This window comes from Massilia sp. Root351 (assembly GCF_001425045.1).
Lineage (GTDB): Bacteria > Pseudomonadota > Gammaproteobacteria > Burkholderiales > Burkholderiaceae_D > Rugamonas.
In genome coordinates this window covers 655,108-674,851 of the sequence record NZ_LMDJ01000001.1, presented here as the reverse complement: position 1 = coordinate 674,851, position 19,744 = coordinate 655,108, and the positions used below count along the sequence as shown (strand labels likewise).

The 19,744-nt window shown below is 66.0% G+C and carries 20 protein-coding genes; 9 read left to right on the top strand and 11 right to left on the bottom strand.

Features of this window, described 5'->3' with window-relative positions; all coding sequences use genetic code 11:
* Positions 1-19: 19 nt before the first annotated feature.
* Entirely contained in the window at positions 20-1,303 is a 1,284-nt protein-coding gene (locus tag ASD15_RS03045) for an SGNH/GDSL hydrolase family protein (RefSeq protein ID WP_057153243.1), read from the top strand.
* Positions 1,304-1,323: 20 nt separating this feature from the next.
* On the opposite strand, the gene ASD15_RS03040 is transcribed toward ASD15_RS03045, so the two are convergent.
* From ASD15_RS03040 to ASD15_RS03020, 5 genes are all read right to left on the bottom strand, one after another.
* Positions 1,324-2,037 (bottom strand): M48 family metalloprotease, encoded by a 714-nt coding sequence (locus ASD15_RS03040; RefSeq protein ID WP_229418039.1) that lies wholly within the window; start codon positions 2,035-2,037, stop codon positions 1,324-1,326.
* 123 nt (positions 2,038-2,160) lie between these two features.
* Positions 2,161-2,688, bottom strand: a complete 528-nt coding sequence (locus tag ASD15_RS03035) for a gamma carbonic anhydrase family protein (RefSeq protein ID WP_057153241.1) — start codon at positions 2,686-2,688, stop codon at positions 2,161-2,163.
* Positions 2,689-2,701: 13 nt separating this feature from the next.
* A complete protein-coding gene (gene dxs / locus ASD15_RS03030; RefSeq protein ID WP_057153240.1) occupies positions 2,702-4,582 on the bottom strand; it encodes a 1-deoxy-D-xylulose-5-phosphate synthase in 1,881 nt (626 codons plus the stop codon).
* Positions 4,583-5,488 carry a polyprenyl synthetase family protein gene (locus ASD15_RS03025; protein WP_057153239.1) on the bottom strand — a complete coding sequence of 302 codons (906 nt, stop codon included), beginning with the start codon at positions 5,486-5,488 and terminating at the stop codon, positions 4,583-4,585.
* A complete protein-coding gene (locus tag ASD15_RS03020) occupies positions 5,485-5,745 on the bottom strand; it encodes an exodeoxyribonuclease VII small subunit (RefSeq protein ID WP_057153238.1) in 261 nt (86 codons plus the stop codon). Before ASD15_RS03020 ends, ASD15_RS03025 begins: the two co-directional genes overlap by 4 nt.
* A gap of 314 nt (positions 5,746-6,059) precedes the next feature.
* Here ASD15_RS03020 and ASD15_RS03015 point away from each other — a divergent pair, with 314 nt between their 5' ends.
* From ASD15_RS03015 to ASD15_RS03005, 3 genes are read left to right on the top strand one after another with little or no spacing between them, the layout of a single operon-like run.
* Positions 6,060-7,160: an aromatic ring-hydroxylating dioxygenase subunit alpha gene (locus ASD15_RS03015; RefSeq protein ID WP_057153237.1), complete on the top strand. Its 1,101-nt coding sequence runs from the start codon at positions 6,060-6,062 to the stop codon at positions 7,158-7,160.
* A 33-nt stretch (positions 7,161-7,193) separates the two neighbouring features.
* Positions 7,194-8,117, top strand: coding sequence for a DMT family transporter (locus ASD15_RS03010; RefSeq protein WP_057153236.1), 924 nt, complete (start codon positions 7,194-7,196; stop codon positions 8,115-8,117).
* A 20-nt stretch (positions 8,118-8,137) separates the two neighbouring features.
* Positions 8,138-8,989, top strand: coding sequence for a sulfurtransferase (locus ASD15_RS03005; protein ID WP_057153235.1), 852 nt, complete (start codon positions 8,138-8,140; stop codon positions 8,987-8,989).
* Here the strand turns inward: ASD15_RS03005 and ASD15_RS33755 are convergent, their stop codons facing one another.
* From ASD15_RS33755 to polA, 5 genes are all read right to left on the bottom strand, one after another.
* Positions 8,990-9,277, bottom strand: coding sequence for a type II toxin-antitoxin system RelE/ParE family toxin (locus ASD15_RS33755; RefSeq protein ID WP_373888160.1), 288 nt, complete (start codon positions 9,275-9,277; stop codon positions 8,990-8,992).
* The gene (locus ASD15_RS03000; RefSeq protein WP_157200795.1) at positions 9,261-9,524 is read right to left on the bottom strand and encodes a hypothetical protein; all 264 of its coding nucleotides are present in this window, start codon (positions 9,522-9,524) and stop codon (positions 9,261-9,263) included. The genes ASD15_RS33755 and ASD15_RS03000 overlap by 17 nt, the downstream gene beginning before the upstream one ends.
* An 86-nt stretch (positions 9,525-9,610) precedes the next feature.
* A complete protein-coding gene (locus ASD15_RS02995) occupies positions 9,611-10,363 on the bottom strand; it encodes a ZIP family metal transporter (RefSeq protein WP_057153233.1) in 753 nt (250 codons plus the stop codon).
* Positions 10,364-10,505: 142 nt separating this feature from the next.
* Positions 10,506-11,390 carry a dienelactone hydrolase family protein gene (locus ASD15_RS02990; RefSeq protein ID WP_057153232.1) on the bottom strand — a complete coding sequence of 295 codons (885 nt, stop codon included), beginning with the start codon at positions 11,388-11,390 and terminating at the stop codon, positions 10,506-10,508.
* Between the two features lie 41 nt (positions 11,391-11,431).
* Positions 11,432-14,239, bottom strand: coding sequence for a DNA polymerase I (gene polA / locus ASD15_RS02985; RefSeq protein ID WP_057153231.1), 2,808 nt, complete (start codon positions 14,237-14,239; stop codon positions 11,432-11,434).
* Between the two features lie 139 nt (positions 14,240-14,378).
* On the opposite strand from polA, the gene ASD15_RS02980 reads away from it, so the two are divergent.
* The 3 genes from ASD15_RS02980 to ASD15_RS02970 all read left to right on the top strand — a co-directional run bounded on the left by ASD15_RS02980 (position 14,379) and on the right by ASD15_RS02970 (position 16,599).
* Complete coding sequence (locus tag ASD15_RS02980) at positions 14,379-14,780, top strand: hypothetical protein (RefSeq protein WP_229418037.1); 402 nt, start codon at positions 14,379-14,381, stop codon at positions 14,778-14,780.
* Between the two features lie 61 nt (positions 14,781-14,841).
* A complete protein-coding gene (locus ASD15_RS02975; RefSeq protein ID WP_057153230.1) occupies positions 14,842-15,798 on the top strand; it encodes a homoserine kinase in 957 nt (318 codons plus the stop codon).
* A gap of 9 nt (positions 15,799-15,807) precedes the next feature.
* Positions 15,808-16,599 carry a BPSS1780 family membrane protein gene (locus ASD15_RS02970; RefSeq protein WP_057153229.1) on the top strand — a complete coding sequence of 264 codons (792 nt, stop codon included), beginning with the start codon at positions 15,808-15,810 and terminating at the stop codon, positions 16,597-16,599.
* 42 nt (positions 16,600-16,641) lie between these two features.
* Here the strand turns inward: ASD15_RS02970 and queG are convergent, their stop codons facing one another.
* Positions 16,642-17,736, bottom strand: a complete 1,095-nt coding sequence (gene queG / locus ASD15_RS02965) for a tRNA epoxyqueuosine(34) reductase QueG (RefSeq protein WP_057153228.1) — start codon at positions 17,734-17,736, stop codon at positions 16,642-16,644.
* A gap of 50 nt (positions 17,737-17,786) precedes the next feature.
* Between queG and tsaE the strand changes: the two genes are divergently transcribed.
* On the top strand, positions 17,787-18,272 hold the full coding sequence (gene tsaE / locus ASD15_RS02960) for a tRNA (adenosine(37)-N6)-threonylcarbamoyltransferase complex ATPase subunit type 1 TsaE (protein WP_057153227.1): 486 nt from the start codon (positions 17,787-17,789) through the stop codon (positions 18,270-18,272).
* On the top strand, positions 18,236-19,744 hold the full coding sequence (locus ASD15_RS02955; RefSeq protein WP_057153226.1) for an N-acetylmuramoyl-L-alanine amidase: 1,509 nt from the start codon (positions 18,236-18,238) through the stop codon (positions 19,742-19,744). The genes tsaE and ASD15_RS02955 overlap by 37 nt, the downstream gene beginning before the upstream one ends.

Below are 19,744 nucleotides of genomic sequence, written 5' to 3'. Positions count from 1 at the left end.
CTGACTCAAGGAGCACATCATGTTCAAGACCATAGCCACCATAGCCACCATCGGCGCTGCCGCCGCCCTCGCCTCGTCCACCGCAGCGGCCGCAGCGGCCGAACAGTGGCAGACCAGCTGGTACGCGGCGCCGCAGCCCGGCTGGGATGCGGGCTTCGCGCTGCCGACCAATATCCCGCTCAGCCTGCAGAAACAAACCGTGCGCGAGACGCTGCGCCTCAGCGTGGGCGGGCAGCGCGTGCGGGTGGTGCTGTCGAACCGCTATGGCACGGAGCCGCTGGTGATCGGCGAAGCACAGCTGGCCCGCAGCGCCGGCAACGCGGCAGGCGGCGCTTCCAGCGCCATTGCAGGCGCGCCGGCGGGCATTCTGACCTTTGGCGGCCGGCGCTCGGTGACCGTGGCGCCCGGCCAGCAGGCGGTCAGCGACGCGCTGGACTTCAGCGTGCGTGCGCTTGAACGGTTGAGCGTGTCAACTTACTTTCCGCAGCGTGCGGCGCCGTCCACTTTCCACTGGGGCGCGCAGCAGACGGCCTTTGTCGGCCGCGGCAACCAGGCCGGCGCGCGACAGTTGTCGGAGGCGGCGCCGCTGCAAGGACGCGTGTTCCTGAGCGCGATCCACGTCAGCGGCGGCGCGCCGGCAACGGCCAGGGAAACAGCGATGGCGACGGGCGGCACGGTCGTCGCCTTCGGCGACTCGCTCACAGACGGCAACGGCTCCACGCCGGACCATGACCGCCGCTGGCCGGACTACCTGGCCAGGCTGGCCGCAGCGCGCGGAATCGGCGTCGCCAACGCCGGGATTTCGGGCGCGCGGGTACTGGGAGACCGCATGGGCGAGCGGGCAGCAGCGCGCTTCGAGCACGACGTGCTGGCGCAGCCGGGCGTGCGCAGCGTGATCATTGCGCTGGGCATCAACGACATCGGCTGGCCCGCCAGCGGCTTCGCCCCGCACGATCCGGCCATGCAAGCGGAAACGCTGATCGCCGGCTACCGCAAGCTGATAGAACGCGCCAGGGAGCGCAAGGTGAAGGTGGTCGGCGCCACCATGGCGCCTTTCGAGAACGCGCTGCAAGGCACTCCCCTGTCGGATCACTACAGCCTAGCCAAGGACGCCGTGCGGCGCCAGGTGAACGACTGGATACGCGGCAGCGGCGCCTTCGACGCGGTGGCGGACTTCGACGCCGTTCTGCGCGACCCGGCGCACCCGTCCCGCATGCTGCCCGCGTACGACTCGGGCGATCACCTGCACCCCGGCGACGCCGGTTACGAGGCGATGGCGAAGGCTGCCTATGAGGCGCTGTAGGGCGCATCGCGGCGTCGAGGTCATGGCTCCAGCAGCCGCGCCATGCCGCGCGACATGCTGATGCGCGAGGCGTGCGAGGGATGGCTGGCGACCAGGGACTCACCGGCGCCGCCGTCCGCGTCCGCCAGCTTGCGGTAGAAACTGAGCATGGCCGACGTGGGCCATCCGGCGCGGTGCGCCAGCACCATCCCCAGCTGGTCCGCCTCGCGCTCCTGTGTGCGGGCCAGGCTTGCCAGGCGCAGTTGCAGGGACAAGTCGCTGTCGAGCCGCAGCATGACCACGTCCACCGGCACCAGCGGCCGATAAACCAGCTGCGCTTCGGACAGGAACTCGCGTGAGTGTTCCGCAATGGCGTGCGCCACCTCGTGCGCCAGCAGCACGGCCAGTTCGCTGTCGTCCAGCGCCAGCCGCCGCACGAAATCGGCGCCCACCAGCAGCTTGCCGCCGGCCAGGCAGACCGCTTCGATATCCGGCCCGCTGGCCAGGTGCACTTCCCACGGCCAGGACGCCGCTTCCGGTTTCAACTCAATGGCGGCGGCGATCAGTTCCCGGCTGATGTAGCGCAGGCGGTGCAGCAGCGCGCGGTCCGCATCGAGCCGGCCGGCGGCGGCCAGTTCCACCACCTGCTCGATGTAACGGTCTTCCATGCGTTCGCCGACCTCTTCCGCGCCGAAGCGCAGCTCCTGCCAGCGGCCGGAATCGGGCACCTGCGCCGGCGCGGCCTGCGGCAGCAAACATGCTGCAAGCAGCACCGCGGAACAAGCGCAGCGGGCGCAAGAGCGCATGGCGATCCCCCAGTATTGGAATAAACCGTTTATACCAATATAGGAGAGCGCGGGCGCCGCCGCAAGGGGGACTTACCTGGAATGGTTGTTTTTGACGCGGACGTAGTGTTCGGCCGAATACTTCAGGTAGGCGATTTCTTCATCGGTGAGCTTGCGCACGCGCTTGACCGGGCGGCCAACGTACAGGTAGCCGCTTTCCAGCACCTTGCCGGGTGCAACCAGGCTGCCGGCGCCGATCATGACGTGCTTTTTCACCACCACGTCGTCCATGACGATGGTGCCCATGCCGATCAGGCATTCATCGCCGATCTCGCAGCCATGCAGGATCACGGAGTGGCCAATGGTGACGTAGTTGCCGATCACCAGCGGCGAGCCGTCCGGCTTGGCCGCGTTCTTGTGCGACACGTGGCCCATGGCAAAGTCCTGCACATTGCTGCACTCGCCGATGGTGATGCGGTTCACGTCCCCGCGCAGCACGGTGTTGCACCACACGGAGGAATCGCGCCCGATGCGCACGTCGCCGATCACTTGCGCGGTCTCGTGCAGGTAGACCCCCTCGCCCAGTTCGGGCGAGGTGTCGAGGTAGGAACTGACTGGCATAGCGTGCTTGCCTTCAGCCGTTGTTGACCACGAGGCGCGGCTCGTCGCTGCCGTCCGCCGCCACGAAGCGCGCCTTGATGGAGGCAGCGATGCCGGCGGCGTCCAGGCCCACGCTGGCCAGCAGTTTGGCCGGGTCGCCATGGTCGATGAACTTGTCCGGCAGGCCGAGCATGAGCACCGGCTTGACGATGCCTTCGGCGGCCAGCGCTTCGGCCACGGCGGCGCCGGCGCCGCCCATGATGCAGCCCTCTTCCACCGTCACGAAGTAATCATGGTCGGCGGCCAGCTGCCTCACCAGGTCCACGTCCAGCGGCTTGACGAAGCGCATGTTGGCCACGGTGGCGCCCAGCTGCGCGCCCGCCGTTACCGATGGCGCCACCATCGAACCGAACGCCAGGATGGCGATCTTCTCGCCTTTGCGCTTGATCTCGCCCTTGCCGATCTCGATCGCATCCAGTTTCGGATCGATGGCCGCGCCGATGCCCGCGCCGCGCGGATAGCGGATGGCGGCCGGACCGTCGTAGTGGTAGCCCGTGGTGAGCATCTGGCGGCATTCATTCTCGTCCGACGCGGCCATCACCACCATGTTGGGGATGCAGCGCAGGTAGGCCAGGTCGTAGTTGCCGGCGTGGGTGGCGCCGTCCGCGCCCACCAGGCCGGCGCGGTCCAGCGCAAAGGTCACGTCCAGGTTTTGCAGCGCCACGTCGTGGATCAGCTGGTCGTAGGCGCGCTGCAGGAAGGTGGAGTAGATCGCCACCACCGGCTTCAGGCCTTCGCAGGCCAGGCCCGCGCCGAAGGTGACCGAGTGCTGCTCGGCGATGCCGACGTCGAAATAGCGGTCCGGGTATTCCTGCTCGAAGCGCACCATGCCCGAGCCTTCGCGCATGGCGGGTGTGATGCCGACCAGGCGCTGGTCGGCCTTGGCCATGTCGCACAGCCAGTTGCCGAACACTTCGGTGTAGGTGATCTTGCCGGCCGGAGCGGGCTTGATGCCCTCGGCCGGATTGAATTTGGGCGTGCCGTGGTACAGCACCGGCTCGGCCTCGGCCAGCTTGTAGCCCTGGCCCTTCTTGGTCACCACATGCAGGAATTGCGGACCCTTCAGCTTCTTGATGTTCTCCAGCGTCGGGATCAGCGATTCCAGGTCATGGCCGTCGATCGGGCCGATGTAGTTGAAACCGAATTCCTCGAACATGGTGGCCGGAACCACCATGCCTTTCGCATGCTCTTCGAAGCGCTTGGCCAGCTCCAGCACGGGGCCGGGCAGGACCTGCTTGCCGACATTCTTGGCGGCCGCGTAGAACTGGCCCGACATCAGGCGCGCCAGGTAGCGGTTCAGCGCGCCCACCGGCGGCGAGATCGACATGTCGTTGTCGTTCAGGATCACCAGCAGGTTGACGTCCTCCTGCACGCCGGCGTTGTTGAGGGCCTCGAACGCCATGCCGGCGGTCATGGAACCGTCGCCGATGACGGCGATGGCGTGGCGGTGCTCGCCCTTGATCTTGGCCGCCTGCGCCATGCCCAGCGCGGCCGAGATCGAGGTCGACGAGTGCGCGGTGCCGAAGGTGTCGTATTCGCTTTCCACGCGGCGCGGGAAGCCGGAAATGCCGTCCAGCTGGCGCAGCGTGTGCATCTGCTTGCGGCGGCCGGTCAGGATCTTGTGCGTGTAGGTCTGGTGGCCCACGTCCCACACGATGCGGTCGTGCGGCGTGTTGAAGACGTAGTGCAGCGCCACGGTCAGTTCCACCGTGCCCAGGTTGGACGACAGGTGGCCGCCCGTCTTGGAGACGGAATCGAGCAGGTAGTTGCGCACTTCGTGCGCCAGCGGCGTGAGTTGGGTGCGTGCCAGCTTGCGCACGTCTGCCGGGTCGTTGATATTTTCAAGCAAGTTCATTTATGCCTTCCGCTGCACGATCAGATCCGCGAGTTCGCGTAACCGCAGAGCTTTTTCTCCAAACGGCGCGAGCGCAGCATGCGCGTCGCGCCGCAATGTTTCCGCCAGCTCGCGCGACGGTTCCAGACCCAGTATCGAAACATAGGTCGGCTTGTTGTCGGCCGCGTCCTTGCCGGCGGTTTTGCCCAGCGTGGCCGAATCGGCCGTGGCGTCGAGCACGTCGTCCACCACCTGGAAGGCCAGGCCGATGGCGCGCGCATAGTCGTTCAGCGCGGTCAGTTCCGTCTGGTCCAGATCCTTGCCGGCCAGCGCGCCCAGCACCACGGACGCGCGCAGCAAGGCGCCGGTCTTCAGTTGATGCATGCGCTCGAGCTGTTCCAGCGTCAGGCTCAGGCCCACGCTGTCCAGGTCGATCGCCTGGCCGCCGCACATGCCGGCCGAGCCGGAAGCATGGGCCAGCAGGCGCAGCATGGCCGCCAGGCGCCCCGGCGGCAGCGCCGCGCCGTCCGCCGCGGCCGCGTCGGCCAGCACCAGGAAGGCTTGCGATTGCAGCGCGTCGCCCACCAGCAGCGCGGTGGCCTCGTCGTAGGCCACATGCACGGTCGGCTTGCCGCGGCGCAGTTCATCGTCGTCCATGCAGGGCATGTCGTCGTGCACCAGCGAGTAGGCATGGATCATTTCGACGGCGGCGGCGGCGCGGCTCAGTACTGCGGCGTCGGCGCCGAACAGGGCCCCGGCCGCGTACACCAGCAGGGGACGCACACGCTTGCCGCCCCCCAGCAGCGCGTAGCGCATCGCTTCGTGCAATTTGGACGGCACGGCGCCGGCGCCCGGCAGGTAGGCGCCCATATCCTGCTCCATGCCGGCCTGGATGGTTTTCATCCAGTCGTGGAAGGCCGCGCTCATGCCAGCTCCTCGGCGTCGGCGAAAGGCTTGAGCATGCCGCCTTCCAGCACCTTGACCTGCGCTTCCACCTTGTCGAGCTGGCCGGCGCAGTATTTAACCAGTTCCGAGCCGCGCGCATAGGCCGCGACGGACGCTTCCAGCGGCAGCTGGCCCGCTTCCATTTGCGTCACCAGTTGCGCAAGCTCCGCCATGGCTTCCTCGAAGGAAGCAGGGGCGGATGCGGCATTCACGGGGTCAGCATTCAATTTCTTAGACATAAGCACTCAAATCGGTAAGGCCGGGCAGCGTTCAGGGGCCGCCAGCGCAGTGTAGCCCGTTATTTTAGATCAAACCAACCAATGCAGTGGAATTAACACTTCGGCACAAGTGCAACCGGCGCTTACAGTGTTGCTCTCCAGTCTACCCTGTCGGCGAGGCAATCGGGCGCCCTTGTCAGGAAAGCCAGCGGAATATAGGCATTTCACGGTATAATCTCCGGTTCTGTCCGAAATACCGTTTCAAAAACTGAATTCAGGTCTTTACGGATTCTGTCTCTTCTTGGTTTGCAGCACTTTAATTAAGGGGGGTTGGGATGTCCGATCTGGCTACCCACGCCAAGCTAGCGCGCTCCAACGCGCAACTTCCGGTTAACGTCTATTTTGACGAAACGCTACTGCAGCGTGAAATGCAGCAACTGTTCAAAGCAGGGCCGCGCTATGTCGGCCATGAACTGATGGTGCCGAACGCCGGCGACTTTGCGACCCTCGTTTCCGAAAACGAAGGGCGTATGCTGGTGCGCAACGCCAACGGCCTTGAAGTGCTATCCAACGTCTGCCGCCACCGCCAGGCGCTGATGTTCAATGGGCGCGGCAACAGCAACACCATCGTCTGCCCGCTGCACCGCTGGACCTACGACCTGAAAGGGGAGCTGATCGGCGCGCCGCACTTCCCCGAGACGCCCTGCCTGAACCTGCCCAAGACCAGGCTGCAAAGCTGGAACGGGCTGCTGTTCGAGCAGAACGGCTACAACGTCATGGACAAGCTGAAGGAAATGTCGGTCTCCAAGGACCTGGACTTCAGCGGCTATATGTTCGACCACGTGGAAGTGCATCAGTGCGACTACAACTGGAAGACCTTCATCGAGGTCTACCTGGAGGACTACCACGTCGAGCCCTTCCACCCCGGGCTGGGCGGCTTCGTCAACTGCGAAGACCTGCGCTGGGAATTCGGCGCCGACTACAGCGTGCAGACGGTGGGCGTGAACCGCAGCCTGCGCAAGTCCGGCTCGCCGGTGTACCAGAAATGGCACGAGCAGGTGCTCAAGTTCCGCGGCGGCGAACCGCCCGAATTCGGCGCCATCTGGCTCACGCTGTACCCCAACATCATGGTGGAGTGGTATCCGCACGTGCTGGTGGTGTCCACCCTGTGGCCGGACGGCCCGCAAAAAACGCGCAACGTGGTGGAGTTCTACTATCCCGAGGAAATCGTGCTGTTCGAGCGCGATTTCGTGGACGCCGAGCGCGCGGCCTACATGGAAACCTGCGTCGAGGACGATGAAATCGCCCTGCGCATGGACGCCGGCCGCAAGATCCTGATGCAGCGCGGCGAAAACGACGCCGGCCCGTACCAGTCGCCGATGGAAGACGGCATGCAGCACTTCCACGAGTGGTACCGCAGCAAAGTCGCTTTGTAACCCAGCCGCCAAGGCGGCAGAAACAGGAATGTGATGCAATCGCTTTGGATGTTGTTCGCCAGTTTCATGTTCGCCGCCATGGGCGTATGCGTGAAACTCGCCTCGGAAATCTACTCCACCTCCGAGATCGTGCTGTGCCGGGGCGTCATCGGCGTGACGGTGCTGTTCTGCATGATCCGCATCCAGGGCGGCAGCTTCAAGACCAGCATGCCCTTCGCCCACCTGTGGCGCGGCTTCATCGGCGTGGTCTCCCTGTGGCTGTGGTTCTACGCCATCGCCAACCTGCCCCTGGCCACCGCCATGACGCTGAACTACATGGCGCCGATCTGGATCGCGCTGTGGCTGTTCATGCACGGCTGGTGGCACGCCCAGAACCGCATCGAATGGCCGCTGATCCTGGCCGTGGTGATGAGCTTTGTCGGCGTCACCCTGCTGCTGCAGCCGGCCTTCCATTCCAACCAGCTGGCCCCTGCCATCGTGGCCATCGTGTCGAGCGTGCTGTCGGCCATGGCTTATATGCAGGTGCGCAAGCTGGGCCTGGCGGGCGAGCCGGAATACCGGGTGGTGTTCTATTTCTCGGTCGGCAACCTGCTGGCCGGCGTCGGCGGGCATATCCTGGAAGCGGGCAGCGGCCCGGTGATCTGGCACGCGGTCGACAGCTGGTACAAATTCTTCCTGATGCTGGGCATCGGCCTGAGCGCCACCGCCGCGCAGATGGCCATGACGCGCGCCTACCGCGTCGGCAAGACGCTGGTGGTGGCCAATCTGCAGTACACCGGCATCGTCTTCTCCAGCTTCTGGGGCGTGATGGTGTTCAGCGATTCCTTCGACTGGCACAGCTGGCTGGGCATCGCCATCATTCTCGCTTCCGGTATCGCCGCAACGTTTTACAATACCCGCAGTACGGAGCGCGGCAAAGCCATTGCCACCACCGATCCGATCGCCAGCGAAGTGTAAGAACGAAACAGAGGAGCGCCATGCATACCACCCTGATCACCGCCGCCGACCTCGCGCAGCACCTGACCGACCCGGCCTGGGTCATCCTGGACTGCCGGCACGACCTGATGAACCCGGACGCGGGCCGCGACGGCTTCGCCATCGGCCATATCCAGAACGCGCAGTTCGCCAGTATCGACGACGACCTGTCCGGCCCCAAGGCCGCCGCCGGCGCGCAGTTCACGGGCCGCCATCCGCTGCCCGAGCGCGGCGCGCTGATCGAGACGCTGCGCAGTTGGGGCATCAGCGACAGCACGCAAGTGGTGGCCTACGACGCGCACGGCGGCATGTTCGCGGCGCGCCTGTGGTGGCTGCTGCGCTGGGTGGGCCACCCGGCGGTGGCGGTGCTGGACGGCGGCCTGGCCGCCTGGCAGTCGCAAGGCCTGCCGCTGGTGACGCCGGTGGCGCAGCGCGCGCGAGGCCACATCACCGAGCGTCCGAGCCTGGCGCATACCGTGACCCTGGCCGACGTGGTGGAGAACCTGGGCACGCAGCGCCGCACCGTGGTGGACGCGCGCGCGGCGGACCGTTTCCGCGGCGAGAACGAGACTATCGATCCGGTGGGCGGCCACATTCCGGGCGCCAGGAACCGTTTCTTCAAGGACAACCTGCTGCCGGACGGCCGTTTCAAGCCGGGGCCGCAGCTGAAGCAGGAATTCGCGCCGCTGTTCAGCAACGCGCCCACAGCCATCATGCAATGCGGCTCGGGCGTCACCGCCTGCCACAACCTGCTGGCGATGGAAATAGCCGGCCTGCACGGCGCCTCGCTGTATCCAGGCTCCTGGAGCGAATGGTGCGCCAACCCGGCCCGCCCGGTCGCCACCGGCGCCTGATCACGGCCGCTTGCGCCGCTGGCGGTACCAGCGCAAGATATGAAGTTCTCCCGGACGCACACGGTATTCGATCGTGTGTCCGGTCTTCGGGATAGCGAATCGACGAATATTCAAAGTCGTCGCCGGTGTGCCGAGCATGGGCTGAATTTCCAGCAGAGCCAGCAGTCGTCGAACCCGACGCGCTACCAAGTCCGCCGCGCGCGGATCCGTCGTACCGATGCGCCGCAACGCCGCGTCATAGTCAGCTTTCGCTGCCGGGGCCCAAACGATCTTAGGCTTGCTTGGCACGCTGAGCACATTCGTCAATGATGCGCTGGGCGTCTTCCATCACTTGTTCGTTCGGAACCCCGCGTCCCTCTGCAATATCTTGCTCCGCGATTAAGTTTTCACGCACGCTCTCTTCGCACTCTTCGAACCCGTCCCGTTGAACAAAGTACAAGGTTTCCAGCGGCGTGCGCCCGGCGAGTTCCGCCAGGCGCTCCAGGCGGGCGCGGTCGGATGGGGACAGGGCTTGCAGGTCTTGTTCGGTGGCCATGGTTGCCTCCTTGGCGGCCAAAACATCACCTTAGCACAGGCCGGAGCGCGCGGTTTGCGCGGCCGCAAGCCCGGCCTGGCGGCCGCTCAGTGGCGCTGCGCGGTGAGGAACAGCACGATGCCGACGCCGGCGGCGATCAGCAGTACTTGCGGGATGGTCTCGCGCAGCGTGGCACGGCGCTGCATCTGCGGCATCAGGTCGCTCACGGCGATGTAGATGAAGCCGGACGAGGCGAACACCAGCACGTAGGGAATCAGGTTGCTGGCCTGGTCCAGCGTATAGTAGCCCAGCAGGCCGCCGGCGATCGCCATCATGCTGCACAGCAGATTGTAGACATAGGCGCGCGTGCGCGAGAAGCCGGCGTTCAGCAGCACGATGAAGTCGCCGATCTCCTGCGGGATCTCGTGCGCGATGATGGCCACGCCGGTCACCAGCCCCAGGCCCGGATCGGCCAGGAAAGCCGCCGCGATCAGGATGCCGTCGGTGAAGTTGTGCATGCCGTCGCCCACCAGGATCATCCAGCCGGCCTTGCCGGCTTCGCGCTTGTCATGTCCGTGGTGGTGGTGATGGCCGTCGTGCTCGTGGTGGTGCGAGTGGCGCAGGATGGCCAGCTTTTCCAGCATGAAGAAGGCCAGCAAGCCGCCCAGCAGGGTGGCAAACAGGGTGCGCGGATCCGCACTCGATTCAAACGCCTCCGGCAGCGCGTGCAGCAGCGACGTGGACAGCATGATGCCGACCGACAGGCTGACCATGCGCTCGACCACCTTGGACAGCAAGGTAAACGAGAAAATGGCCGCAGCGGTCAGGCTGATCACGCCGCCGATGGTGGTGGCCAGCAGGATGGAAATGAGTGTGGAATCGATTTTATTGCCTCTTGAGCACTACCAGGAAACGCAGCCGGGGCCCGGCGCCTGCTGCGTTCCGCGCCTGAATGCCGGCGCAAACCGGGCATTTTACCGCCCGGCCCGATTTTCTGCTCAGTTATGCAACGCCGTTAGCCTTGAACCAGGCCACGGCGCGCGCAAAACCGTCCTTGGCGTCGGCTTCGTTGTAGCTGGGACGGTAGTCGGCGTGGAAGGCGTGGCCCGAATTGGGATAGACCACGATGGTGGACCCGGTGTTGCCGGCGGCCGCCAGCGCCGCCTTCAGCTTGTCCAGCGATTCGACCGGGATGCCGGTGTCCTTGGCGCCGTACAGGCCCAGCACCGGCGCCTTGATCTTGTCGGCCACGTCGACCGGGTGCAGCGGGCTGATGGCGGTTTTCTCGCCCACCACGCGGCCGTACCAGGCCACGCCGGCCTTCACATTCGGATTGTGCGCGGTGTACAGCCAGGTCTGGCGGCCGCCCCAGCAGAAGCCGGTGATGCCCAGCTTGTCGGTGTTGCCGCCGTTGGCCTTGGCCCAGGCCACCACGGCGTCCAGGTCGGCGTGCACCTCGGCGTCCGGCGTCTTGCCGACGATGTTCTTCATCAGTTCGGCCTGCGACGGCGCCTTGGTGGCGTCGCCCTGGCGCACGAACAGGTCCGGCGCCAGCGCCAGATAGCCCAGCTTGGCGAAGCGGCGCGCCACGTCGGCGATGTGCTCGTGCACGCCGAAGATCTCGGAGATCACCAGGATCACCGGCAGGCCGGTCTTGCCGGCCGGCTGCGCGCGGTATACCGGCACTGCGGTGCCGTTCACGGTGACCGTGACGGTGCCGGCGGTCAGGCCGTCGGTGTCGGTCTTGACGACGTTCTGCGCCACCACCGGCAGCGCGGCGGCCGCAAAGCCGGTGCCGAGGGCCACTTTCAGGAAGTCGCGGCGGGCCACGCCGTCGCTCAGGTGCTTGTCGTTCAGGCTTGCTGCGTCGTTCAACAAATCTTTCATCAGTCCCCTCCTGTTGGTGAATAAATCCCGCGCAGGCCCACTTAGTGAGCCTCCTCCCAGTTCTTGCCCACGCCGACTTCCGCCAGCAGCGGCACCTTCAACTGCGCCACGCCGGCCATCAGCTGCGGCAGCTTTTCGCGCACCAGCGCCAGCTCCTCGTCCGGCACTTCCAGCACCAGTTCGTCGTGCACCTGCATGATCATGCGGGTTTTCAGGCCATCCTTCTCCAGCCAGTCCTGCACCGCGATCATGGCCAGCTTGATCAGGTCGGCCGCCGTGCCCTGCATCGGCGCGTTGATCGCCGCGCGCTCGGCGCCCTGGCGGCGCGGGCCGTTCGGCGAATTGATCTCCGGCAGCCAGAGGCGGCGGCCGAACACGGTTTCCACGTAGCCCTTGGCCTTGGCCTGCAGGCGGGTGTCGTCCATGTAGGCCTTCACGCCGGAGAAGCGCGCGAAGTAGCGGTCGATGTAGTTCTGCGCGGCGGCGCGGTCGATACCCAGGTTGGAGGCCAGGCCGAAGGCGCTCATGCCGTAGATCAGGCCGAAATTGATCACCTTGGCGTAGCGGCGCTGTTCGCTGGTCACGTCGGCCGGCGCCACGCCGAAGATCTCGGCGGCGGTGGCGCGGTGGATGTCCTCGCCTTCGGCGAAGGCGCGCAGCATGTTCGCGTCCTCCGAGATGTGCGCCATGATGCGCAGCTCGATCTGCGAATAGTCGGCCGACACGATATGGCTGCCCGGCGGCGCCACGAAGGCTTCCCGGATGCGCCGCCCTTCGGCGGTGCGGATCGGGATGTTCTGCAGGTTCGGATCGTTCGACGCCAGGCGCCCCGTCACCGCCACCGCCTGTGCGTAGTTGGTGTGCACGCGGCCGGTGGCCTTGTTGATCATCAGCGGCAGCTTGTCGGTATAGGTGGACTTCAGCTTGGCCATGCCGCGGTATTCCAGCAGCACTTTCGGCAAGGGATAGTCCTCGGCCAGCTTCTGCAGCACTTCCTCGTCGGTGGACGGGGCGCCGCTGGGCGTCTTTTTCACCACCGGCAGCTTCAGCTTCTCGAAGAAGATCTCGCCGATCTGCTTGGGCGAGCCCAGGTTGAACGGCTGCTCGGCCAGCTCGTGCGCCTTCGCTTCCAGTTCCACGATGCGCGCGCCCAGCTCGTCCGACTGGATCTTCAGCAGCGCCGCGTCGATCATCACGCCGTTGCGTTCGATCTTTTGCAGCACGATGGCGGTTGGCAGTTCGATCTTGCTGTAGATGCGGGTCAGCTTCTCGTCGGCCGAGACGTTGCCGTGCATGGCCAGGTGCAGCCGCAGCGTGATGTCGGCGTCTTCCGCCGCGTATTCGGTGGCGCGGCCGATTTCCACCTGGTCGAAGGTGATCTGCTTGGCGCCCTTGCCGCACACGTCCACGAACGGGATGGTGGTGTGGTTCAGGTGGCGCAGCGCCAGGCTGTCCATGTCGTGCGTGCGGTGCGATTCGAACACGTAGGACTGCAGCAGCGTGTCGTGCACGATGCCGCGCAGGGCCACGCCGTGGTTGGCGAAGATGTGCGCGTCGTACTTCAGGTTCTGGCCGACCTTGGGCTTGGCGCCGTCCTCCAGCCAGGGCCTGAGCTTTTCCAGCACCAGTTCGCGGCTGAGCTGCTCGGGCACGCCCTGGTAGCTGTGCGCCACCGGGATATAGCAGGCCACGCCCGGCTCGGTGGCCAGCGAAATGCCGACCATCTGCGCCGTCATCGGCTCCAGCGAGGTGGTTTCCGTGTCCACCGCCGTCAGCCCGGCGGCGTCGATGCGGGCGATCCATTTGTCCAGGTCCGCCTCGGTCAGCACGGTCTCGTAGTGGACGCTGGCCGGCGCGCTGGCGGCGGCGAACAGGTCGCCGTTGGCGCCGCCGGCGGCGATGGCGCCCGCTGGCGCCGCGGCCGCGCCGGCGCCGGTGGCGGCGGACGGTGCGCCCGCGCCGCCGGCGCCGATGGGCGCGGCCGGCGTCAAGCCGCCCAGTTCCCGCAGCAGCGTCTTGAAGCCGTATTTGCCGAAGAAGGCCAGCAGCGACTCCTTGTCCTCGCCCTTGGCCACCAGCGATTCGGAAATCGACATCATGTGCGCGCTCAGGTCGCAGTCGGTCTTCACGGTGATCAGCTCGCGGCCCTTCGGCAGCCATGGCAGCGCGGTGCGCAGGTTCTCGCCGACGGCGCCGGTGATCTTGTCCGCGTTGGCCATCACGCCGTCCAGGCTGTCATAGGCGGTGAGCCACTTGAGCGCGGTTTTCGGGCCGCACTTGGCCACGCCCGGCACGTTGTCGACGGTGTCGCCGATCAGGGTCAGGTAGTCGATGATGCGGTTCGGCGGCACGCCGAACTTGGCCAGCACGCCCGGCTCGTCCATCTTCTCGTTGGTCATGGTGTTGATCAGCATGACGTGCGGATTGACCAGCTGCGCCAGGTCCTTGTCGCCGGTCGACACCACCACGTCCAGGCCGGCCTTGACCGCATCCACGCACAGCGTGCCGATCACGTCGTCCGCCTCCACGCCTTCGACCATCAGGATCGGCCAGCCCATGGCGCGCACGGCCTCGTGGATGGGTTCGATCTGCAGGCGCAGGTCGTCCGGCATGGACGCGCGCGTGGCCTTGTACTCGGGGTACAGATCGTCGCGGAAGGTCTTGCCCTTGGCGTCGAACACGCAGGCGATGTAGGCGGCGGGGAAGTCGGCGCGCAGGCGGCGCAGCATGTTGACCATGCCGTGCATGGCGCCGGTCGGATGGCCGTCCGGGCTGCGCAGGTCGGGCAGCGCGTGGAAGGCTCGGTAGAGGTAGCTGGAACCGTCAACCAGCAGCAGGGTCTTTTGCATATAAGAAAATTAAGCGTTCCGGCGTTATAACAATGGAGTCGGCCATTATCGCAGACTATTTTAAAACCGGAACCGTGTCGGTTTGTTACAATGGGCACATACGGAATCTAGCAATTCATCTAACAGGGCGGTATACATCATGCGTGCATCCACAATCTGGCCAGTCCTCATTCTCGCCCTGAGCAGCGTCGCCCAGGCTCAAACGCCTTCGGCCGCGCCCCCGAAACTCGACAAAATCGAAGAAGTTGACACGCCGATCACGGTTACCACCAAGCCGGCCAACGAACGCAAAGTCACGGAAAAACGCGAAGGCGGCCGGGTCACCGAGGCCAAGGTCAAGAGCGGCCCCAGCACCTACACCGTCAAGGCGCAAAACACCACCAGCACCACGGCCCTGCCCGGCGACGCCGCCGGCCAGGCCAACCGCGGACCGCAGTGGACCGTGATGGAATTCGACATCGGCAAGAAGAAGACCAAGCAGAAGGAAGACGAGGCGGCCGACGACACGCCGGCCCCGCCGCCTCCGCCAGCGAAACGCTGAGCATGCGCTGAGTCACCGGCTTCTTGCTCCCGCAGCTTAATTTCAATCATATTCGCTTCTCATGGCAGTTTTTACCCCGGTCAGCCTGGATGACGTCCGCCAGTGGATCACGCAATTTCCCCTCGGCAAACCGGTTGCGATCAAAGGCATCGCTTCCGGCATCGAAAACAGTAACTTCTTCCTCACTACCGAGAGCGGCGAATACGTCCTCACGATATTCGAGAACCTGTCTTTCGAGCAACTTCCCTTTTATTTGAACCTGATGCGCCACCTGGCCGACCGGGGCGTGGCCGTGCCCGCGCCGATCGCCAATGCCGGCGGCGAACTGGTCACGGCCCTGCACGGCAAGCCCGCGTCTATCGTCACCAAGCTGGTGGGCAAGTCGCAGATGGACCCGCAGCCGGTGCATTGCGCCGAGGTGGGCGCCATGCTGGCCAGGATGCATGTGGCGGCGCTGGACTACCCGGCGCAGCAGCCCAACCTGCGCGGCCTGGACTGGTGGAACTGGGCCACGCCGCAAGTGCTGCCCTTCCTGAGCGAGTCCGAAGCGCACCTGCTGCGCGCCGAAATGCATTTCCAGGAAGCGTTCTACGGCTGCGGCACCTACAAGCTGCTGCAACAAGGTCCGGTGCACGCCGACCTGTTCCGCAACAACGTGATGTTCGACGGCGACAAGCTCACCGGCTTCTTCGACTTCTACTTCGCCGGCTGCGACAGCTGGCTGTTCGACGTGGCCGTGACGGTCAACGACTGGTGCATCGACCTCGACACCGGCGTGCTGGACACGGCCCGCGTGCGCGCCATGCTGGACGCCTACCACGCGGTGCGCCCCTTCACGGCAGCCGAACAGACCGCCTGGCAGCCGATGCTGCGCGCCGGCGCGCTGCGCTTCTGGCTGTCGCGCCTGTACGACCTGCACCTGCCGCGCGAAGCGGAAATGCTGACGCCGCACGATCCGACCCACTTTGAACGCATCCTGCGCGAGCGCATCGCCGTTGCGGCACCCGCACTGTACTGAAAAACCGACATGGGCAAACTCCCCGCAAGCACCGGCTGGCTCTGGATCAAACAGGGCTTTGATTTGTTCAGGCAGCAGCCTGGCAGCCTGACCTCGCTGGCCATGCTGTACGCCATGCTGAACCTGGTGCTCAGCATCGTGCCCATGATTGGCCAGCTGGCCGCCATTGTGCTGATCCCGGCGTTCTCGGTGGCCTTCATGCAGGCCTGCGCCGACGTCGAGCAGGGCAAGCGGGTGGTGCCGGCGCTGCTGCTGTCGGGCTTCCGCAAGCCGGCCCTGCCCAAGCTGGTGGCGGTCGGGCTGCTGTACCTGTCGGCCGCCGCGCTGGCCATCGGCCTGGCCTCGCTGGTCAGCGACGGCATGCTGGTCAAGCTGTTGACCGGCAAGATTGCGCATGACTCGGCCGAAGTGCGCGACGCCAGCCTGGGCAGCGCGCTGCTGCTGATCCTGGCGATCGGCCTGCCGGCCGCCATGGCCTTCTGCTTCGCCGCGCCGCTGATCTACTTCCAGAACATGGGCGTGGGCAAATCCATCTTCTACAGCTTCTTCGGCGTGCTGCGCGCCTTCAAGACCTTCGTGGTGTTTGCCGTCAGCCAGTTCGGCCTGATGCTGCTGCTGTCGCAAATCGTCGGCGCGCTGTTCGGCGGCAGCCCCACCCTGTTCGTCATGGTGATGCAAATCGTGCTGGTGCTGTTCTCGGTGCTGTTCCACTGCGCCTTCTACGCCAGCTACCGTCAGATCTTCGGCAATCCCGTGGCGCCCGGCGCCGCAGCGGGCAACGCGCCGACCGACGCGCCCTGACCCCGCCGCCCCTGCTGCCTGGCGCGTGCCGCGTGGCGCCCGCTAGGCATGCAGCGCCAGCGCCCATTCAACGTGCTCGCGCACCAGCGCCGAGGGGTGCGCGCGGCGCGCCTGCAGCGCGGCCACGATGACGGGGTCGCCCCGCGCGCCGGCCGCCGCCGCGTTGCCCAGTCCGACCGCGATATTGCGCAGCCAGCGCTCATGGCCGATGCGGCGGATCGGACTGCCCTCCATCTTGCGGTTAAATTCCTCCTCGCTCCAGCCGAACAGCGCCACCATGCCGGCGCTGCCCAGGCCGTGCCGCTCGTCGAAATCCGGCAGGGTGGCGCGCTGGGCGAACTTGTTCCACGGGCAGGCGGTCTGGCAGTCGTCGCAGCCGTACACGCGGTTGCCGATCAGGGGCCGCATCTCCTCCGGTATCGCGTTCTTCAGTTCGATGGTCAGGTAGGAAATGCAGCGGCGCGCGTCCAGCCGGCCCGGGCCGAGGATGGCCTGCGTGGGACACGCCGTGATGCAGGCGCTGCACTGGCCGCAGTGGGCGCCGGCCGGTTCGTCCACCGGCAGCGGCAGGTCGACCAGGACTTCACCCATGAAGAACATGGAGCCGGCGCTGCGGTTGATCAGCAAGGTGTGCTTGCCGCGCCAGCCCAGGCCGGACTTCTCGGCCAGCGGCAGCTCCATCACCGGCGCCGAATCGGTAAACACGCGGTAGCCGAAGTCGCCCACGGCGCCCTTGATGCGGTCGGCCAGCTGCTGCAGCCGCGCGCGCAGCACCTTGTGGTAGTCGCGGCCGCGCGCATAGACCGAAATCACGGCCGCCGATGGATCGGCAATGCGCGCGGCCTCGCGTTCGCGCCAATCTGCGTCCAGCGACCCGGGCAGGTAGTTCATGCGCGCGGTGATCACGCGCACCGTGCCCGGCACCAGCTCGTCCGGGCGGGCGCGCTTCATGCCGTGGCTGGCCATATAGTCCATTTCACCGTGCATGCCGGCGTCCAGCCAGGCTTGCAGGCCCGCCTCTTGGGCCGACAGGTCGATATCGGCCACGCGCACTTCGGCAAAGCCCAGCTCCATGCCCCACTCCTTGATGGAACGGGCAAGTTCGTCTAAATTGAGGTGGGCAGGAAGTGTCGGCACAAGTGTGATCGGCTATACAATGCAACGGTTTACAACCCACATTTTATGCGATGCAGCACTTTAAATCCCACCTCCACGACGAAGCCGGCACCGCCGCCCTGGGCGCGGCCCTGTCGCGCGCGCTCCTGCCGGGCATGGCGATCTACCTGCACGGCGACCTGGGCGCGGGCAAAACCGCCCTCACCCGCGCGCTGCTGCACGCGGCCGGCCACCAGGGCAATGTGAAAAGCCCCACCTACACGCTGTCCGAACCGTACAGCGTGCAGCTCGACGGCCGCGCCGTCAACGTGATCCACTTCGACCTGTACCGCATGAGCAGCCCCGAGGAATTCCTCGACGCCGGCTTCCGCGAGGACTTCAACGGCGACAACATCTGCATCGTGGAATGGCCCGAGAAAGCCGACCCGGTGCTGCCGCCGCCGGACCTGCATATATTCTTGGCTGTGGCTGGCGAAGGACGTGATGTAGAATTGCAAGCGTCCTCCGCTTTAGGTCTGTCATGCCTGCAACGCCTCAAATTCGCACCGAACATGTAAAGTCCCGCCACCGGCGCACGGTACTGCGCGCCGGCAGCGCCCTGCTGCTGTCGGTCATGGCGCCGCTGTCGGCGCGCGCCGCCCAGATCCTGGCGGTGCGCGTGTGGCCCGCCGCGGACTACACCCGCGTCACCCTGGAGAACGATTCCAACCTGAAGGCCACCCACTTCGTGGTGAAGGACCCCGAGCGCCTGGTGGTGGACATCGAAGGCCTGGAGCTCAATCCCACGCTGAAGTCGCTGGTCGCCAAGATCCAGTCGAACGACCCCTACATCCGCCAGGTGCGCGTGGGCCAGAACCGGCCCAACGTGGTGCGGCTGGTGTTCGACCTGAAAGAGGAAGTGACGCCGCAGGTGTTCGCGCTGGCGCCGGCCGGCCAGTACAAGCACCGCCTGATCTTCGACCTGTACCCGGTCAACGCGCTCGATCCCATTGCCGCCATGATAGAAAAAGGCGACTGGAGCGACGCGCCGGCGCTGCCGGCGGGCGAGGCCATCGCCACCGCGCCCGCAGTTCCCGCCGCCGCCGCACCTGTCCCCGGCGCTCCGGGTTCCCCCGGCACCGGCGTGCAGGCCAGCCAGGCCACGCAGGCCGCGCAGGCGAAGGCCGAGGCGCGCGCCGAGATCAAGGCCGAGGCAAAGGCCGAAGCGGCCGCGCAGAAGACCGAGATCGCCGCCGCGCATCCGGACGCCAGGCCCGAGGCCAAACCGGAAACGCGTGAACCGCTGCCGCAGGCCAAGCCCCTGCCGGGCCAGAAGGTGGCGCGCATGATCACCATCGCGCTCGACCCCGGCCACGGCGGCGAAGACCCCGGCGCCATCGGCTCCAGCGGCTCGCGCGAAAAGGACATCGTGCTGGCCATCGCCAAGCGGCTCAAGGGCAAGCTGGAACAGCATCCCAACATCCGCGTCATGCTGACGCGCGACGGCGACTACTTCGTGCCGCTCGGCACCCGGGTCGACAAGGCGCGCAAGGTGCAGGCCGACCTGTTCGTGTCGATCCACGCGGACGCCTTCGTGCAGCCGTCCGCGCGCGGTTCGTCGGTGTTCGTGCTGTCCGAAAAAGGCGCCAGTTCCAGTGCGGCGCGCTGGCTGGCCAACAAGGAAAACGACGCCGACAACATCGGCGGCGTGAACGTGCAAGGGCACGACAAGCAGCTCGCCAGCGTGCTGTTCGACCTGTCCACCACGGCCCAGATCAACGACAGCCTGAAGCTGGGCAAGGCCGTGCTGAGCGAGATCGGCGGCATCAACCGCCTGCACAAGGGCTCGGTCGAGCAGGCCGGCTTCGCGGTGCTGAAAGCGCCCGACATTCCGTCGATCCTGATCGAGACCGCCTTCATCTCCAACCCGGAAGAAGAAGCCAGGCTGAAAGACAACGGCTACCAGGACAAGCTGGCCGACGCCGTCGTCAAAGGCATCCGCCAGTACTTCGCCAAGAATCCGCCGCTCGCCAAGAGCCGCACCACCTAA

Coding starts and splice junctions, on each gene's coding strand:
- polA (WP_057153231.1), bottom strand. CDS start 14,239: ATGCAAAAGACCCTGCTGCTGGTTGACGGTTCCAGCTACCTCTACCGA.
- ASD15_RS03010 (WP_057153236.1), top strand. CDS start 7,194: ATGCAATCGCTTTGGATGTTGTTCGCCAGTTTCATGTTCGCCGCCATG.
- ASD15_RS02990 (WP_057153232.1), bottom strand. CDS start 11,390: ATGAAAGATTTGTTGAACGACGCAGCAAGCCTGAACGACAAGCACCTG.
- dxs (WP_057153240.1), bottom strand. CDS start 4,582: ATGAACTTGCTTGAAAATATCAACGACCCGGCAGACGTGCGCAAGCTG.
- ASD15_RS03025 (WP_057153239.1), bottom strand. CDS start 5,488: ATGAGCGCGGCCTTCCACGACTGGATGAAAACCATCCAGGCCGGCATG.
- ASD15_RS03035 (WP_057153241.1), bottom strand. CDS start 2,688: ATGCCAGTCAGTTCCTACCTCGACACCTCGCCCGAACTGGGCGAGGGG.
- ASD15_RS02975 (WP_057153230.1), top strand. CDS start 14,842: ATGGCAGTTTTTACCCCGGTCAGCCTGGATGACGTCCGCCAGTGGATC.
- ASD15_RS03045 (WP_057153243.1), top strand. CDS start 20: ATGTTCAAGACCATAGCCACCATAGCCACCATCGGCGCTGCCGCCGCC.
- ASD15_RS02970 (WP_057153229.1), top strand. CDS start 15,808: ATGGGCAAACTCCCCGCAAGCACCGGCTGGCTCTGGATCAAACAGGGC.
- ASD15_RS03000 (WP_157200795.1), bottom strand. CDS start 9,524: ATGGCCACCGAACAAGACCTGCAAGCCCTGTCCCCATCCGACCGCGCC.
- ASD15_RS03005 (WP_057153235.1), top strand. CDS start 8,138: ATGCATACCACCCTGATCACCGCCGCCGACCTCGCGCAGCACCTGACC.
- ASD15_RS02955 (WP_057153226.1), top strand. CDS start 18,236: ATGCCTGCAACGCCTCAAATTCGCACCGAACATGTAAAGTCCCGCCAC.
- ASD15_RS03015 (WP_057153237.1), top strand. CDS start 6,060: ATGTCCGATCTGGCTACCCACGCCAAGCTAGCGCGCTCCAACGCGCAA.
- ASD15_RS02980 (WP_229418037.1), top strand. CDS start 14,379: ATGCGTGCATCCACAATCTGGCCAGTCCTCATTCTCGCCCTGAGCAGC.
- ASD15_RS03020 (WP_057153238.1), bottom strand. CDS start 5,745: ATGTCTAAGAAATTGAATGCTGACCCCGTGAATGCCGCATCCGCCCCT.
- tsaE (WP_057153227.1), top strand. CDS start 17,787: ATGCAGCACTTTAAATCCCACCTCCACGACGAAGCCGGCACCGCCGCC.